The 15,062-nt window shown below is 71.2% G+C and carries 14 protein-coding genes and 1 pseudogene; 13 read left to right on the top strand and 2 right to left on the bottom strand.

Annotated features, from left to right (window positions below):
• Positions 1-1,313, bottom strand: a pseudogene (locus ACRQ5B_RS05560) (carboxylesterase family protein).
• A gap of 206 nt (positions 1,314-1,519) precedes the next feature.
• Positions 1,520-2,008, bottom strand: coding sequence for an inorganic diphosphatase (locus ACRQ5B_RS05555; protein ID WP_290257022.1), 489 nt, complete (start codon positions 2,006-2,008; stop codon positions 1,520-1,522).
• 151 nt (positions 2,009-2,159) lie between these two features.
• On the opposite strand from ACRQ5B_RS05555, the gene dacB reads away from it, so the two are divergent.
• The 13 genes from dacB to ACRQ5B_RS05490 all read left to right on the top strand — a co-directional run bounded on the left by dacB (position 2,160) and on the right by ACRQ5B_RS05490 (position 15,055).
• The gene (dacB, locus tag ACRQ5B_RS05550; protein ID WP_432397753.1) at positions 2,160-3,731 is read left to right on the top strand and encodes a D-alanyl-D-alanine carboxypeptidase/D-alanyl-D-alanine endopeptidase; all 1,572 of its coding nucleotides are present in this window, start codon (positions 2,160-2,162) and stop codon (positions 3,729-3,731) included.
• A gap of 62 nt (positions 3,732-3,793) precedes the next feature.
• Positions 3,794-4,933, top strand: a complete 1,140-nt coding sequence (locus ACRQ5B_RS05545) for a zinc-dependent metalloprotease (RefSeq protein WP_432397750.1) — start codon at positions 3,794-3,796, stop codon at positions 4,931-4,933.
• Between the two features lie 128 nt (positions 4,934-5,061).
• Positions 5,062-6,150 (top strand): tRNA lysidine(34) synthetase TilS, encoded by a 1,089-nt coding sequence (gene tilS / locus ACRQ5B_RS05540; RefSeq protein ID WP_432398703.1) that lies wholly within the window; start codon positions 5,062-5,064, stop codon positions 6,148-6,150.
• Between the two features lie 29 nt (positions 6,151-6,179).
• Positions 6,180-6,731 carry a hypoxanthine phosphoribosyltransferase gene (gene hpt / locus ACRQ5B_RS05535; RefSeq protein ID WP_290257019.1) on the top strand — a complete coding sequence of 184 codons (552 nt, stop codon included), beginning with the start codon at positions 6,180-6,182 and terminating at the stop codon, positions 6,729-6,731.
• A gap of 201 nt (positions 6,732-6,932) precedes the next feature.
• The gene (gene ftsH, locus ACRQ5B_RS05530; RefSeq protein ID WP_412884510.1) at positions 6,933-8,999 is read left to right on the top strand and encodes an ATP-dependent zinc metalloprotease FtsH; all 2,067 of its coding nucleotides are present in this window, start codon (positions 6,933-6,935) and stop codon (positions 8,997-8,999) included.
• A gap of 9 nt (positions 9,000-9,008) precedes the next feature.
• Positions 9,009-9,671: a GTP cyclohydrolase I FolE gene (gene folE / locus ACRQ5B_RS05525; protein ID WP_412884511.1), complete on the top strand. Its 663-nt coding sequence runs from the start codon at positions 9,009-9,011 to the stop codon at positions 9,669-9,671.
• Between the two features lie 12 nt (positions 9,672-9,683).
• Positions 9,684-10,601 (top strand): dihydropteroate synthase, encoded by a 918-nt coding sequence (gene folP / locus ACRQ5B_RS05520; RefSeq protein WP_432397745.1) that lies wholly within the window; start codon positions 9,684-9,686, stop codon positions 10,599-10,601.
• 12 nt (positions 10,602-10,613) lie between these two features.
• Positions 10,614-10,973, top strand: a complete 360-nt coding sequence (gene folB, locus ACRQ5B_RS05515; RefSeq protein WP_432397744.1) for a dihydroneopterin aldolase — start codon at positions 10,614-10,616, stop codon at positions 10,971-10,973.
• Positions 10,970-11,542, top strand: a complete 573-nt coding sequence (folK, locus tag ACRQ5B_RS05510) for a 2-amino-4-hydroxy-6-hydroxymethyldihydropteridine diphosphokinase (protein WP_432397741.1) — start codon at positions 10,970-10,972, stop codon at positions 11,540-11,542. Before folB ends, folK begins: the two co-directional genes overlap by 4 nt.
• Positions 11,539-12,063, top strand: coding sequence for a DUF3180 domain-containing protein (locus ACRQ5B_RS05505; protein ID WP_432397738.1), 525 nt, complete (start codon positions 11,539-11,541; stop codon positions 12,061-12,063). The genes folK and ACRQ5B_RS05505 overlap by 4 nt, the downstream gene beginning before the upstream one ends.
• Positions 12,044-12,556: a PH domain-containing protein gene (locus tag ACRQ5B_RS05500; protein WP_432397735.1), complete on the top strand. Its 513-nt coding sequence runs from the start codon at positions 12,044-12,046 to the stop codon at positions 12,554-12,556. The genes ACRQ5B_RS05505 and ACRQ5B_RS05500 overlap by 20 nt, the downstream gene beginning before the upstream one ends.
• Positions 12,553-14,169, top strand: a complete 1,617-nt coding sequence (locus tag ACRQ5B_RS05495; protein ID WP_432397733.1) for a PH domain-containing protein — start codon at positions 12,553-12,555, stop codon at positions 14,167-14,169. The genes ACRQ5B_RS05500 and ACRQ5B_RS05495 overlap by 4 nt, the downstream gene beginning before the upstream one ends.
• Positions 14,162-15,055, top strand: coding sequence for a Rossmann-like and DUF2520 domain-containing protein (locus tag ACRQ5B_RS05490; protein ID WP_412884518.1), 894 nt, complete (start codon positions 14,162-14,164; stop codon positions 15,053-15,055). Before ACRQ5B_RS05495 ends, ACRQ5B_RS05490 begins: the two co-directional genes overlap by 8 nt.
• The last annotated feature ends 7 nt before the right edge of the window (positions 15,056-15,062 follow it).

Raw genomic sequence — 15,062 nt, 5'->3', positions numbered from 1 at the left:
TTAGACCGCCCGGTAGCGGAGCGCGCCGGGGATCCCGCCGTCGTCGTCGAGCCCCTCACCGGAGGCAAAGCGGGCCCAGAGCGCCCGCATCGCCTTGCCCGGGACGTTGACATCCTCCCAGCTGGCGCCCGCGAGCAGGGCTACCCCGGCCCAGGTCGGCTCGTCGCCGAAGAGCAACGGCAAGTCCACGGTGTGGGCGGCGCCGTAGATGTTCCCCGGGGCGTGCCAGGAGAGCAGGTAGCGGTGCGCGCGGCCCCCGCGCGGACGTGGCGGCGGGCGAACTTCCGCGTCGCCCGGCCGTAGACCGCCTCCGTGACGGCCCAGTTGACGGCGTTCCCCAGCACCGGGACCCGGCCGACCCGGCCCACGATGCGGTTGCGCGGCAGGAACATCCGCGCCTCCTCCGTGGTGTGCCCGATCAGGACCTCGATCCCGGGGGCTGCGGCGTCCCAGGCCTCTTCGATGGTGGCCTCGGGCGGCAGCGGGTCGTGGCCGTACTGGGTGCCGAACGGCATGGCGGAGGCGAGCCCGAACTTCCGGGCCGTGCGCGCCACACCGGCCTCGGCGGCGACGACATCCAGTGCCGGGGTGTCTTCCGTGATGTGTTGGGCCGCGGCACCCATGGCGGCGCTCATCTTGTGGCGTCCGCGGGTGATGCCCAGCGGGGCGCTCTGGATGATGGCGCGGCGGAACAGCGACGGCGCCTCCGGCACGGCCATCAGGTGGGCGACGGCGTCCCCGCCCGCGGACTGGCCGAAGGCGGTCACGTTCTCCGGGTCGCCGCCGAACGCGGCGATGTTGCGTCGCACCCAGCGGAAGGCCTCCAACTGGTCCAGCAGCCCCAGGTTCGCCGGGCGGCCGTCGCCGGCGGCGAGGTAGCCGAAGAGGCCCAGCCGGTAGGTGACCGAGACGACAATCACCCGGTTCTCCGCCACCATGGCCTTGGGGTCGAAGATCGCCAGGTCGCCCGAGCCTGAGGTGTAGGAGCCGCCGTGCAGCCACACCATCACCGGGACCCGCTCGTCCGGCCCCAGACCCGCCGGCATGGTGATGGAGAGCCGCTGACAGTCTTCGCTGCCGGGCAGTTCGCCGTACCTGGTGCCCAGGATGTCGTCGAGGAACGGCACCGGCGCCTGCGGGCGAGGCGGGGGAGGGGTCGTCGCGGCGAAGGGCGCGGTCCATCCCGGGGCCGGGGCCGGCGGCTGGAACCGGGCGGCCGAGGCATAGGGGATGCCGGTGGCGCGCAGCACCTCGCCGTCGTGCCAGCCGGTCACGGGGCCGCAGGGCGGGTTAAACGCAGGCTCGGTGGTCATGAACCAACGATTTCACATCTTCCTGATTCACGGCTGGCAGTGTCCGCCGTCCACCCGGTGTCCGCTGCTCAATAGGGGTCCGCCGTTCAACCCATCCCGCCCGTTAAACGCCGGAGGCCACCCGGCGCCGCCGCCCCTGATGGGCAGTCGGCGCGGGGTGGCCCCGGCAGATGACGCTTAATGCTTTGTCGGTTACCGACGCGGCCTTAGTGAGCGTGCGGAACGAAGCGCTTGATCGAGGCTTCCAGCTCGGCTTCGGCGGCGGCGCGGTCGCCCCAGCCCTCGGCCTTGACCCACTTGCCCGGCTCCAGGTCCTTGTAACGGGTGAAGAAGTGCTCGATTTCCTTGATCAGGAACTCGCTGACGTCGCTGATCTCGTTGATGTGGTCGAAGCGGGCGTCGGCCGGCACGCAGAGGACCTTGGCGTCCCCGCCGCCGTCGTCGGTCATGTTGAAGACGCCGATCGGGCGCGCCTCGACGATCACGCCGGGGTGCAGGTCGAAGTCCTGCAGAAGGACCAGGGCGTCCAACGGGTCGCCGTCCTCGCCCAGGGTGTTCTCGAAGAAACCGTAGTGCGTGGGGTACTGCATGGAGGTGAACAGGACGCGGTCCAGGCGGACGCGGCCGGTCTCGTGGTCGACTTCGTACTTGACGCGCGATCCCTTGGGGATCTCGATGGTCACGTCATGCTTCATGGAATGCTCCTCGACGGATTCAGGGGGTGCGCGGCACGGGCTGGCGCCCCAAAAGGCCACCCGGTACCGCCGACTATTATTGAGGATATAGCGACAGGCCCTGGTTTCAGGAACTAGTGGGGACATTTCGGAACTAAGGACCATCAGCACCATGACACGCACAACCAGCCCGCGCGGGCAGGATTCCCGGGCCGCCGGGTGGCGCCGGAGCGTTCCGGCCGTGCTGCTGGGGCTGCTGGTCATCGCGCTCGTGATCCCCGCCGGCTTCGCCCTCGGCCCCGGATTCGCCGGCCCGTCCCGTCCCCCGGCAGTGCCCGCGGCGGGCCCGTGGCAACTCCCGCCGTCGGCCCTCAGCGCCGTCCCCGGCGCGGTTAAACCGCTCGACGACGCCGCCCCCGTCCCCAACGCGGCCACCCTCGCGGACCGGCTCAACGCCACCCTGAAGACCGACGGCGGCGGCACCTTTACCGGTATGGTGCAGGACGCCGTCACCGGCGAGGTCCTCTTCGACCGGGCGGGCGACGAGGGCCGCGCGCCGGCGTCGAACATCAAACTGCTCACCGCGGCCGCGGCCTTCCGCACCCTCGGCCCGGACCGCCGCTTCACCACCCGGGTGATTGCCGGCGCCACCCCCGGCACGGTGGTCCTCACCGGCGGCGGGGACGTGCTGCTGGGCGCCGGCGATTCCGCCCCGGACGCGGTGCTGGGCCACGCCGGCCTGGCGACCCTGGCCAAGTCCACCATCACGGCCCTCCGGCAGGCAGGTGTGACCGGTGCGGTCACCGTGCAGCTGGACGATTCACTCTTCACCGGCCCGTCGCTCAGCCCCGCCTGGAGCCCGGAGGACGTGGCCGCCGGCGAGGTGGCGCCGCTGTTCCCGCTGGCGCTGAACGGGGCCAGGTTCGCGCCCGGCAGTACCGCCGGCGCCCGGCCGCAGGACGCGGCGATGACCGCGGCTGAGGCCTTCGCCGCCCGGCTGGGGGAGGCCGGCGGGTCTGCGGGCATCACGGTGGCGCCCGGCGTCGTGCGCGCCAAGGCGCCCATGCAGGAAGCGGGCGGCAAGGGCCAAGGAAGCAAGGATCAGACAGACAAGGGCGACGGCGGCGCGTCCGGCGGTTCGTCCGAGGCGGCGGACGCCGGTCCCCGTGCCGGGACTGTTCTGGCCGAGGCCGAATCCGCGACCGTCAGCGAACAGGTGGACCTGCTGCTGCGCACCTCGGACAACTACCTCGCCGAGGTTATGGGGCGCATGGTGGCCCTGGCCAGCGGACAGCCGGGCAGCGGCGAGGGTGCTATCGCCGCCGTCCTGAAGCAGCTGCAGGAACTCAAGATCCCCACCGACACCCTGCACGCCGCGGACCTGGCCGGGCTGACCCTGGACAACCGGGTCACCGCCCGGCAGCTGACGGCACTGGTCCGGGCCATGACCAACGGTCCCGACACCCGGCTCCGCTCCGCGCTGGCCGGCTTCCCGGTGGCCGGGCTTACCGGCACGCTCGGCAGCCGGTACACGGATGCCACCACTGCCGCCGGTGCGGGCCTGGTCCGCGCCAAGACCGGAACGCTGAACTCCGTGATCGCCCTCAGCGGCTACGTGGTGGACGCCGACGGCCGGCTCCTGGTCTTCTCATTCATCGGCAACGGCCTGACCCCCGGGGCGGCCGGGAACAAGGAAGCCCTGGACCGGACCGCCTCCACCCTCGCGGCCTGCGGCTGCCGCTGAGGGAATTGCCCGCACCGTCGAAACGGGCCAGTCCTGTGCGGCGGCCCGGGCCCTGTGATCTGATGGGGACTATGGAGACCCCCTCGCGCGCCGGATCAGCAGAGACGTCAGCCCAGGCCCAGGCCCTGGTGAATTGGGAGCTCGCGGCGTCCACTGCCGCGCGGCTCACCCCGGCCGGACCCACGCTGGGGGCCAAGGAAATCGGAGCCGCGGTGGAGAACCTCCGCCTGATGGCCGACCTCTCCGTCCCGCACGTCCACGACATCACCGGCCTCGAGGCCGCCCGGGACCTGCGCGACTCCTCCGTCCTGGTGGTGGACCGCGCCTCGTGGGCCAAGGCCAACACCCAGAGCTTCGCCGTCATGCTGCAGCCCGCCATCGAGAAGATGCTGGAGGGCCGCCGCGGCAGCATCAGCCCCGGCAGCGCGAGCGTCGGCGGCGCCATCACCGGCAGCCAGCTCGGCGCCATCCTGGCCTTCCTCTCCAGCAAGGTCCTCGGCCAGTACGACCCGTTCTCCGCCCTGGCCCCCGGCTCCACCGCCCCGGCCGCCGGCCGCCTGCTGCTGGTGGCGCCGAACATCATCTCGGTGGAACGGGAACTGAACGTCGCCCCCGAGGACTTCCGGCTCTGGGTCTGCCTGCACGAGCAGACCCACCGGGTCCAGTTCGCCGCCGCACCCTGGCTGCGGCACCACATGCTGGACCAGATCGAGGGCCTCAGCGGGCACCTGCTGGGCAACGTCGACTCGATCATGGAACGCGCCGCCGCGGCGGCCAGGTCGCTCAAGGATCGGTCCGCTCCCGGGGCCGCCCCCGGCCGCGGCGCCATCCTGGACCTGCTGCAGGACCCCGAGGAGAAGGCAGCGATCTCGCACTTGACCGCCGTGATGAGCCTGCTCGAGGGGCACGCCAACGTGGTCATGGATGCGGTGGACGCCAGCATCGTGCCGTCGGTGAAGACCATCAGGCAGCGGTTCAACGCCCGCGGCAAGGACCGCGGCGCGGTGGAGAAGTTCATCCGCAGCCTGCTCGGCCTGGACGCCAAGATGCGGCAGTACAGCGATGGCTCCAAGTTCGTCCGCGAGGTGGTGGACGCCGTCGGCATGGCCGGGTTCAACCGGGTCTGGGAATCCGCGGACCACCTGCCCACCGAACCCGAAATCCACGACTCCAAGCTCTGGGTCGAACGGATGGGCCTCTAAGCGGTATGCCCCCCACGAACGAACCCGCCACTGCGGACGCCCAGGACAACGCCAGCGGACACACCGCCCGTCCCGACGGCCGGCGCCGGCCAGGCCGCCTCTCGCCCGTTCTCGGCAAGGCGCGGAAGCTGCTCGAGATGGCCCTCGCCGACGCCGGATACCCCGAACGCGTGCTCGTCGCCTGCAGCGGAGGCCCGGACTCCCTGGCGCTCGCCGCCGCCGCGGCGTACTTCGCCCGCCGCGGCCACGTGGACGGCCACCCGATCAGCGTCGGCGCCGTCGTCGTCGACCACCAGCTGCAGCCCGGCTCCGCGGACGTCGCCCGGACCGCCGCCGCGGCGCTGCGGGAGCTGGGACTGGCTCCCGTGGAGATCCGGACCGTCGCCGTCGCCGCCACCGGCATGGGGCCCGAGGCCGCCGCCCGGGAGGCCCGGCACGCCGCCCTGGACGCGGCCGCTGACGAAGCCGACGCGCAGGCCATCCTGCTCGGCCACACCCTGGACGACCAGGCCGAGCAGGTTCTGCTGGGCCTGGCGCGCGGCTCCGGCACCCGTTCCCTGGCCGGCATGCGGCCGGCCCGCGGGCGGCTGCTCCGGCCGTTCCTGGGCCTGCGGCGGGCTGAGACGCTGGAAATCTGTGTCGCCGAAGACCTGGACCCCTGGCATGATCCGAGCAACGCCGACCCCGCCTTCGCCCGCTCCCGCACCCGCGTGGAGGTCCTGCCGATGCTGGAGGAGAAACTCGGCCCCGGCGTCGCCGAATCCCTCGCCCGCACCGCCGCCATCCTGCAGGCCGACGCCGACTACCTCGACGCCGTGGCGAACGACACGTACCTCACGCTGAAAACCTACGACGGCGAAGACCTGGGTCTGCCCGAGGACGAACTCCGCGCCCTGCCGGCCGCAATCAGGTTCCGGGTGATCGCAAAGGCCGCGGCCGAGGTCGGCGGCCAGCAGCCCAGCCACCAGCGCCTGCTCGCCGCCGAGGATCTGCTGCGGCGCCGGGGATCGGCCGGACCCGTGCAGCTGCCCGGCGCCGTCAGCGTCTACCGGCTCTCGCTCGCCCAGCTCCAGGCGGCCGGGGAAGTGGCCACCCAGCCGTCCGGCCAGGCGCCCGGTCGGCCCGCGGAGGCCGGCCAAGCCGCCGCCGGCGTTCCCCGCGAGGCGGCCCGCTGTGGGAAGCTAGTATTCCGGCCTCACAAACGGCCCCAAGATTAGTCGCACCCGCATCTACACAGGAGCCATTGGTGGATTCAAACGACGTCCAGGCGGACCTTAAGCACGTTCTCTACTCCAAGGAACAGATCCAGTCCCGCATCACCGAACTCGCCGCCGAGATCGACCGGGACTACGAGGGCCGCGAGCTGCTGATCGTCGGCGTACTCAAGGGCGCCGTGATGGTCATGGCCGACCTCGCCCGCGCGCTGCACAGCCACGTCTCCATGGACTGGATGGCTGTTTCCTCCTACGGCTCCGGCACCCAGTCCTCCGGCGTCGTCCGGATCCTCAAGGACCTGGACACGGACCTGATGGGCAAGGATGTCCTGATCGTCGAGGACATCATCGACTCCGGCCTGACCCTGTCCTGGCTGAAGACCAACCTGGAATCCCGCGGCACCGCGTCGGTGGAAATCTGCACCGCCTTCCGCAAGCCCACCGCGGCCAAGGTCCAGATCGACGTCAAGTACGTCGGCTACGACATCCCGAACGAATTCGTGGTCGGCTACGGCCTGGACTACGCCGAGAAGTACCGCAACCTGGACTTCGTGGGCACCCTCGCCCCGCACGTCTACGAGTAAGTCCGCCGCGCCGCCGCCGGCGCCCGCGGGACCGGCGGCCGGGGCCGCAACCCGCCCTCCGCTACGCCCATAGGGAACTTTTGATCCCGACCGTGCGTGAGGTACAGCGACGGTGTATAGCTAGACTGACGCAGCACCACACGCGCGCCCATGGGACGCCGTGCAGCACTACCAGGAGGGACGGGGCCAGCCCCCGATCAGATGAAAGCTAAGAGTTTCTTCAAGGGCCCCGGCATCTGGATTGTCGTCGTTATCGGCATGCTCCTGCTGGCCTTTGCCACCCTCGCCCCGGGCGGGTCGAGCCGCATCGACACGGACAAGGGCCTGGCGCTCCTGACCGACGGCGGCAAGGTTGAACAGGCCAAGATTTTCGACGCCGAGAACCGCGTGGACCTGGTCCTGAAGGACAACCTGCAGATCGACGGCCAGGACAAGGGCAAGAACGTCCAGTTCTACTTCGTCAACGCCCGCGCGGCCGACGTCGTCAAGGCCGTCACGGACTCCAAGCCGCCGAGCGGCTTCACCGACCAGCCGGTCGAGAGCAACTGGTTCTCCGGCCTGTTCTCCCTCCTGGTGCCGGTCCTGCTGCTGGGTGTGCTCTTCTGGTTCCTGCTCTCCCGGATGCAGGGCGGCGGCTCCAAGGTCATGCAGTTCGGCAAGTCCAAGGCCAAGATGGTCAACAAGGACATGCCGCAGGTGACCTTCAGCGATGTCGCCGGTGCGGACGAGGCCGTCGAGGAACTCCAGGAAATCAAGGAATTCCTCCAGGAACCGGCCAAGTTCCAGGCCGTCGGCGCCAAGATCCCCAAGGGCGTGCTGCTCTACGGCCCTCCCGGCACCGGTAAGACGCTGCTGGCCCGCGCCGTCGCCGGGGAGGCCGGCGTCCCCTTCTTCTCCATCTCCGGCTCGGACTTCGTTGAAATGTTCGTCGGTGTCGGCGCCTCCCGCGTCCGTGACCTCTTCGAACAGGCCAAGGCCAACTCCCCGGCGATCATCTTCGTTGACGAGATCGACGCCGTCGGCCGTCACCGCGGCGCCGGCATCGGTGGCGGCAACGACGAACGCGAGCAGACCCTCAACCAACTCCTGGTGGAGATGGACGGCTTCGACGTCAAGACCAACGTCATCCTGATCGCCGCCACCAACCGGCCGGACGTGCTGGACCCGGCGCTGCTGCGGCCCGGCCGTTTCGACCGTCAGATCTCCGTCGAGGCCCCGGACCTGATCGGCCGCGACCAGATCCTCAAGGTCCACGCCAAGGGCAAGCCGATGGCTCCCGGCGTCGACCTCAAGGCCGTGGCCAAGAAGACCCCCGGCTACACGGGTGCCGACCTGGCCAACGTGCTCAACGAGGCCGCGCTGCTCACCGCGCGCTCCAACGCAAACCTGATCGATGACCGAGCGCTGGACGAGGCGATCGACCGTGTCATGGCCGGCCCGCAGAAGCGCAGCCGCGTCATGAAGGAACACGAGCGCAAGGTCACCGCCTATCACGAAGGCGGCCACGCCCTCGTTGCCGCGGCCCTGCGGAACTCCGCCCCGGTCACCAAGATCACCATCCTGCCCCGCGGGCGGGCGCTCGGCTACACCATGGTGGTTCCGGAGAACGACAAGTACTCCGTGACCCGCAACGAGCTCCTGGACCAGATGGCGTACGCCATGGGCGGACGCGTCGCCGAGGAACTGGTCTTCCACGACCCCTCCACCGGCGCCTCGAACGACATCGAGAAGGCCACCGGCATCGCCCGGAAGATGGTCACCGAGTACGGCATGAGTGAGCGCGTCGGGGCGGTCCGCCTCGGCCAGGGCGGCGGCGAGCCGTTCCTGGGTCGCGACGCCGGGCACGAGCGCAACTACTCGGACCAGATCGCCTACGTCGTGGATGAGGAAGTCCGACGCCTGATCGAGAACGCCCACGACGAGGCGTACGAGATCCTCACCGCCAACCGCGACGTCCTGGACCAGCTGGCCCTCGAACTGCTCGAGCGCGAGACCCTGAACCAGAACGAGATCGCCCAGGTCTTCGCGGACATCCGCAAGCGCGACTTCCGCGAGATCTGGCTCTCCAAGGAGACCCGGCCCATCCACGACGTCGGCCCGGTGGAGTCCCGCCAGGAGAAGGCCGAACGGGAGGCGCAGGAGGAAGCCACCCGGGCCCGCCTGGAGGAGCCGCTGGACACCCGGCCGCCGCACGCCCAGGGCGTTCCCGGCCAGGAGCCCTTCCAGGGCGGGACCACGGATCTGGGGCCTGACGGCCACCCCGGCTAGGCTTTTACTGTGACTTCCTACTTCGACGACGACGACGTTTCGGCCGCCGCCGCTCCCTTCCGCCCGGAAAATTCGGCGGCGGCAGGGGCCGACGGCGGCGCCGCCACGCTGGTGGACCAGCCCCGGATCGAGGCGGCGGTGCGCGAAATCCTGCTCGCCATCGGCGAAGACCCGGACCGCGGCGGCCTGCTGGACACCCCGAAAAGGGTGGCCAAGGCCTACGCGGAGATGTTCGCCGGCCTGCACCACGACCCGGCCGAAATCCTCGCCACCACCTTCGACCTGGACCACGAGGAACTGGTCCTGGTCAAGGACATCCCGTTCTACTCCACCTGCGAACACCACCTGGTGCCGTTCCACGGCGTCGCGCACGTCGGGTACATTCCCTCGCACGACGGCAAGGTCACGGGCCTGAGCAAGCTGGCCCGGCTGGTGGACCTCTTCGCCCGCCGCCCGCAGGTGCAGGAACGGCTCACCACCCAGATCGTCGAGGCGCTCACCACCCACCTCAAGCCCCGCGGCGCGATCGTCGTCGTCGAATGCGAGCACCTGTGCATGTCAATGCGCGGCATCCGCAAACCCGGCGCGAAGACCGTCACCAGCGCGGTCCGTGGGCAACTGCATGACCCGGCCACCCGCGCCGAAGCCATGAGCCTCATCCTCGGAAGGTAGAAAAGACACACTATGGACTCCCTCGCCGCAGCCCCCGGAACCGGGCCTGCCACCTCGCCGCTGCCCGTGCTGCGAAAGCCGAGGCCGGCAGCAGCCTTCAAGGACCTGCCCACGAACCGCACCCTGGTCATGGGAATCCTCAACGTCACCCCGGACTCGTTCAGTGACGGCGGCCGGCATGCCACGCCGGAACAGGCCATCTCCGCCGGGCTGCGGATGTACTACGCCGGCGCGGACATCATCGACGTCGGGGGCGAATCCACCCGCCCCGGCGCCGCCGAGGTCACCCCGGAAGAGGAACAGCGCCGCGTGCTGCCCGTGATCGAGGCGCTGGTCAAGGCCGGCGCCCTCGTCAGCATCGACACCACCCACGCCGCCACGGCGGAGGCAGCCCTGGCCGCCGGCGCGGCCATCATCAACGACGTCTCCGGCCTGACCATCGAACCGGAAATGGTGGAACTCGTGGCCCGCAGCAAGGTGCCCTACGTTCTCACCCACCGCCGCGGGGACGCCCGCACCATGGACTCCCTGACCGACTACCAGGACGTTGCCGCCGACGTGGCGGCCGAGCTGGCCGGGGTCCGGGACAAGCTGGTCGCCGCAGGCGCGGCGCCGGAGCAGATCATCGTGGACCCGGGACTGGGCTTCGCCAAGAACGAGGCGCAGAACTGGGAGCTGCTGCAGCACCTGGACGTGCTGCAGGCCATGGGCCACAAGGTGCTGGTGGCAGCGTCCCGGAAACGCTTCCTGGGCAGCCTCCTCACAGTCGCCGGCAAGGCCGCCGCCCCCGAGGACCGCGACGCTGCCACCGCCGCCATTACCGCCATCAGCGCCTTCTGCGGCGCCTGGGCCGTTCGGGTCCACGACGTCGCGGCTAACCTCGACGCGGTCAAGGCCGCCGCCCGGATGACCCCGGCCGGCGACAGCTAGGCAGGCGGCACCATGGACCGGATCGCGCTCAGCGGCGTCACAGCCGTCGGGCACCACGGCGTGTTCGACTTCGAACGGCGGGAGGGCCAGCCCTTCGTCGTCGACGCCGTACTGCACCTGGACTTCACCGCGGCCGCCGCGAGCGACGACGTGCTGGACACGGCGCATTACGGTGAGGTCGCCGAATGCATCCGCGGCTGGATCACCGGTGCCCCGGTGAACCTGATCGAGGCCCTCGCCGTCCGGATCGCCGAAGACCTGCTGGAACGCTTCCCGGTCACCGCCGTGGACATCACCGTGCACAAGCCCAAGGCCCCGATCCAGGTCCAGTTCGGCGACGTCGCCGTCAGCGTGCACCGGGAACGCCCATGAGCTCCGCCCCGCAGGCCCAGGCCTCGCCGGAACCCGCCCCGTACACCCGCGCCGTTCTCGCCCTCGGCAGCAACCTCGGCGCCCGGAACGACACCCTCTCCGCCGCCGTCGCCGACCTCGTCGACCCGCCGGAGGTGCGCCTGCTGGCGATCTCGCCGATCGTGCAGACGAAGGCCGTGGGCGGGCCGCCCAACCAGCCGGACTTCCTGAACATGGTGATCGCCGTCGAGACCTCCCTGTCTCCGCGCCAGCTCCTGGACCACTGTCACGCCGTGGAACAGAAGCATCACCGGGTCCGGGAGGTCCACTGGGGCCCGCGGACCCTGGACGTGGACATCGTCACTTACGGCGAGCTGGTCAGCGACGATCCGGTCCTGACGCTGCCGCATCCGCGCGCGGCCGAGCGGGCGTTCGTGCTGTATCCGTGGTCCCTGATCGACCCCGCGGCAGAACTGGGCGGCGAACGCGTGGCCGACCTCGCAGTCCGGGCCGCCGACTTCCGGGACCTTGCCCCCTTCGACGGGTTCGAGGAACTCAACGGCGCCTCCGGCTCGGCGGTATCGCCATGAAGCTGACCAACCCCTTAGTGCTGCTGGTGATCGGCGTCGGCCTGGCCGCCGCCGGCTGGGCCGCTGCCCTGCTGGCGGCCCGCTACAGCCTGGCCACCCCGGTGCTGCCGCTGACCGGCCTGATCACCATGGGAGTGATTGTGGTCCTGACCTTGGTGCTTGGGCTCCGGGTGCTGCGCTGGCGCAACGGCAAGAAGAAGCAGCTGCTGAACCCCATCCTGGCTGCGTGGACCCTGGTCCTCGCCCAGGCCTGCGCCTACACCGGGGCCATGCTGCTGGGCTGGCACGCCGGGATCTTCATGGACCAGCTCCGGCTCTGGAACGTCCGCAGCGGCCAAGCCATCACCTGGCAGATCGCGGCCATGGCCGGTGGCGGCCTGGTGATGATCGTGGTAGGCCTGATGGTGGAGCGGTTCTGCCGCATCCCGCCGGAGGACGGCGACGCCGGCAAGCCCCCGGGGGTGGCCGGGAAGCGCGGCAAACCCGAAGCCGAAGGCGAATATGCCTACCGAGGCGATTGACCCGCCGGGCATCTCCTGGCTGCGGGTCTCGCCGCGCTACCTGACGGCCCGCCTGCTGGGCTGGGGTGCCGAAGCCGTGCTGGTCACCGCCGCCCTGGCCACGCCGCTGGCGCTGGTGCTCGCGGGAACGTGGCGGTGGCCCCCGCTGTGGTTCGCCGTCGCGCTACCGTCCGCGTACCTGCTGCTGGCCCTCTGGCGGCTGGTGCTGATCCCGCGCCAGGTCCGTGCCGTCGGCTACGCCGAACGCCTCGATGACCTGCTGATCCGCCGCGGCATCCTCTTCCAGCGCACCCTGGTGGTGCCCTACGGCCGGATGCAGTACGTGGACATCGCCGCCGGACCGCTGGAACGCGCGCTGGGGCTCTGCACACTGAAACTCCACACCGCTTCCGCCGGGACCAGTGCCGTGATCCCGGGCCTGCCCGCCTCGGAGGGCGCCCGGCTCAGGGAGCAGCTGACCGCCCGCGGCGAGGCGCGGCTGGCCGGACTGTGAACGGCGAGACCGGCAACTGGCAGCGGGTGCACCCCGCCTCGCCGTTTGTCCGCGGCTGGCTGGCACTCGCGGCGTTGTTCTTCTTCTTCGGCCGCGACGCCGCCGAACGGCTGCTGCGCGGCGGCCCGGTCTTCGACGAGCGCTTCGCGGGCCGTGCGCCCTGGCTGCTGCTGGGCGGCGGCACCATGCTGCTGCTGGTGGTAGCCGGCTTCGTCCTGAGCTGGTACTTCACCCGCTACCAGGTGGCGGGTGGCTTCGTCCGGGTCACCACCGGCGTACTGGTCAAGCAGCACCGGCAGGCCCGCCTGGACCGGGTCCAGGCGATCGACGTCGTCCAGCCGCTGCTGGCCCGTATCTTCGGCCTCGCCGAGCTGCGCTTCGAGGTGGCCGACGCCGAGTCGGCGGTTCACCTGGCCTACCTGCGCGTCGCGGAGGCCCGCCGGCTGCGCGCCGAGATCCTCGACGCCGCCGTCCGGGACGCCGCAGCGCACGCCGCTGCGGGGCCTTCTGCCCCTGGACCTGACGCGCAGCGACCTGGTGCCCAGCTCGGTGCACAGGCCGCCGCGGGACCTGCGGGACTTGGGGCGCCGCCCGGGCCGGCCGCGCCTGTAGACCCGACCGAGCGGCCGGTCCTGGCCGTGCCGCCCCGACGCTTGGCCGGGTCGCTGCTCCTCAGTGAGCAGGCCGTGGTCCTGCTGCTGGGTGCCGCGGCGTCCGTGCTGCTCTCGGCCCTGACGGAGAACCGGAGTTTCTCCTTCTACCTGGTTCCGGCCGGGCTTGGCATCCTGGCCGGCTTCTGGGCCTCCTTCAGCAAGGGCTTCAACTTCACCGCGGCTGCCTCCCCGGCCGGGATCCGGCTGCAGTACGGGCTGCTGGACACCCTGGCCCAGACGCTCCCGCCGGGCAGGATCCAGGCCCTCCGGATCAGCCAGCCGCCGCTCTGGCGGTCGCTGGGCTGGTACCGCATCCAAGTCAACGTCGCCGGCTACGGGACGCCCGGCCAGGACGGCGAACGATCCGCCCGGACCACCCTGCTGCCGGTCGGCACCCTGCAGGACGTGACCGCCCTGCTGGACCTGGTGCTGCCGGAAGCAGCGGCTGCGCAGCCACGCGCAACTCAGCCCGAAGCCACGAATACCGGACGCCCTGACGCCCACGCAGTCCTCATCGCCGGGCTGAGCGGGCTTGCGCCCGCAGCCCGCGTCCAAGCCCAGCGGAACCCGGCGGACACCACCGGCGACACCGACGGCGGCTTCACCACCACCCCGCGCCGCGCCCGGCTGCTCGCCCCGCTGGGGTGGCGGCGGAACGGCTTCGCCGAGACCGGCAGCGCGCTGCTGATCCGCACCGGCCGCTGGTGGCGTCACCTGACCGTCGTGCCGCACGGACGCACCCAGTCCATCGCCCTGCACCAGGGCCCCGTGGCGCGGCGCTTCGGCGTCGTGGACCTGGCCCTGCACACCACCTCCGGACCGGTGGCCCCCAGGGTCATCCAGGCGGGCCTGGCCGAGGGCCGTGCCTTGCTCCTCGCCCAGGCTGCCCGCCTGAGCCCCAAATCCCAGCCGGCGGGAAACCCCGCCGGAGATCCACAGGAAGGCCCACAGCATGGCTAAGCCAGGACGCCTCGGCGTCGGAATCATCGGCGCAGGAAAGGTCGGTGCGGTGCTCGGCGCCGCCCTGCGCGCCGCCGAACACGCCGTCGTCGGCGTCTCCGCCGTCTCCGAGGCCAGCCGCGAACGGGCGGACACGCTCCTGCCGGGCGTTCCCATCCTGGAGATCCAGGACATCGTCGAACGCGCCGAACTGGTGCTGCTGGCGGTCCCGGACGACGCCCTCGGCCCGCTGGTGGACGGACTCGCGAAACTCGGCGCCTGGCAGCCGGGGCAGTTGGTGGCCCACACCTCCGGGCGCTTCGGCGTCGGCATCCTGCATCCGGTCCGCGCCGCCGGCGCCGTGCCGCTGGCCCTGCACCCGGCCATGACCTTCACCGGCATGAGCCTGGACCTGACCCGGCTGCTCGACTGCACCTTCGGCGTGACCGCGGACCCGGCCATGCTCCCGATCGCCCAGGCCCTGGTGGTGGAGATGGGGGCCGAACCCGTCGCCATCGCCGAGGGGGACCGGCCGCTGTACCACGCCGCCCTGGCCCACGGCTCGAACCACCTGGTCACCCTGGTGGCGCAGGCCGCGGAAATGCTGCGCGAGGTGGGCGTCGAGGAACCCGGCCGCATGCTGGGCCCGCTGCTGCGCGCCAGCCTGGAGAACGCCCTCGCCTCCGGCGAATCGGCGCTGACCGGACCGGTGGCCCGCGGGGACGCGGGCACCGTCGCCGCGCACGCGGAGGCGCTGCGCGACCTCGACGGCGGCTCCGGCGGGGATATTCTGGAGGCCTACCTGGCCATGGCGCGGGCGACGGCCCGCCGCGCGGGCAGCCGTGGGCTGCTCCGGCCGGACCAAGTCGACGGCATCCGCCAGGCGCTCGACGGCGCACCGGACTGATTGTTTC

Origin of the sequence: Pseudarthrobacter sp. L19 (assembly GCF_050859435.1) — a bacterium.
In the GTDB taxonomy this organism is placed as follows: domain Bacteria; phylum Actinomycetota; class Actinomycetes; order Actinomycetales; family Micrococcaceae; genus Arthrobacter.
This window is presented reverse-complemented; position numbering and strand designations above follow the sequence as displayed.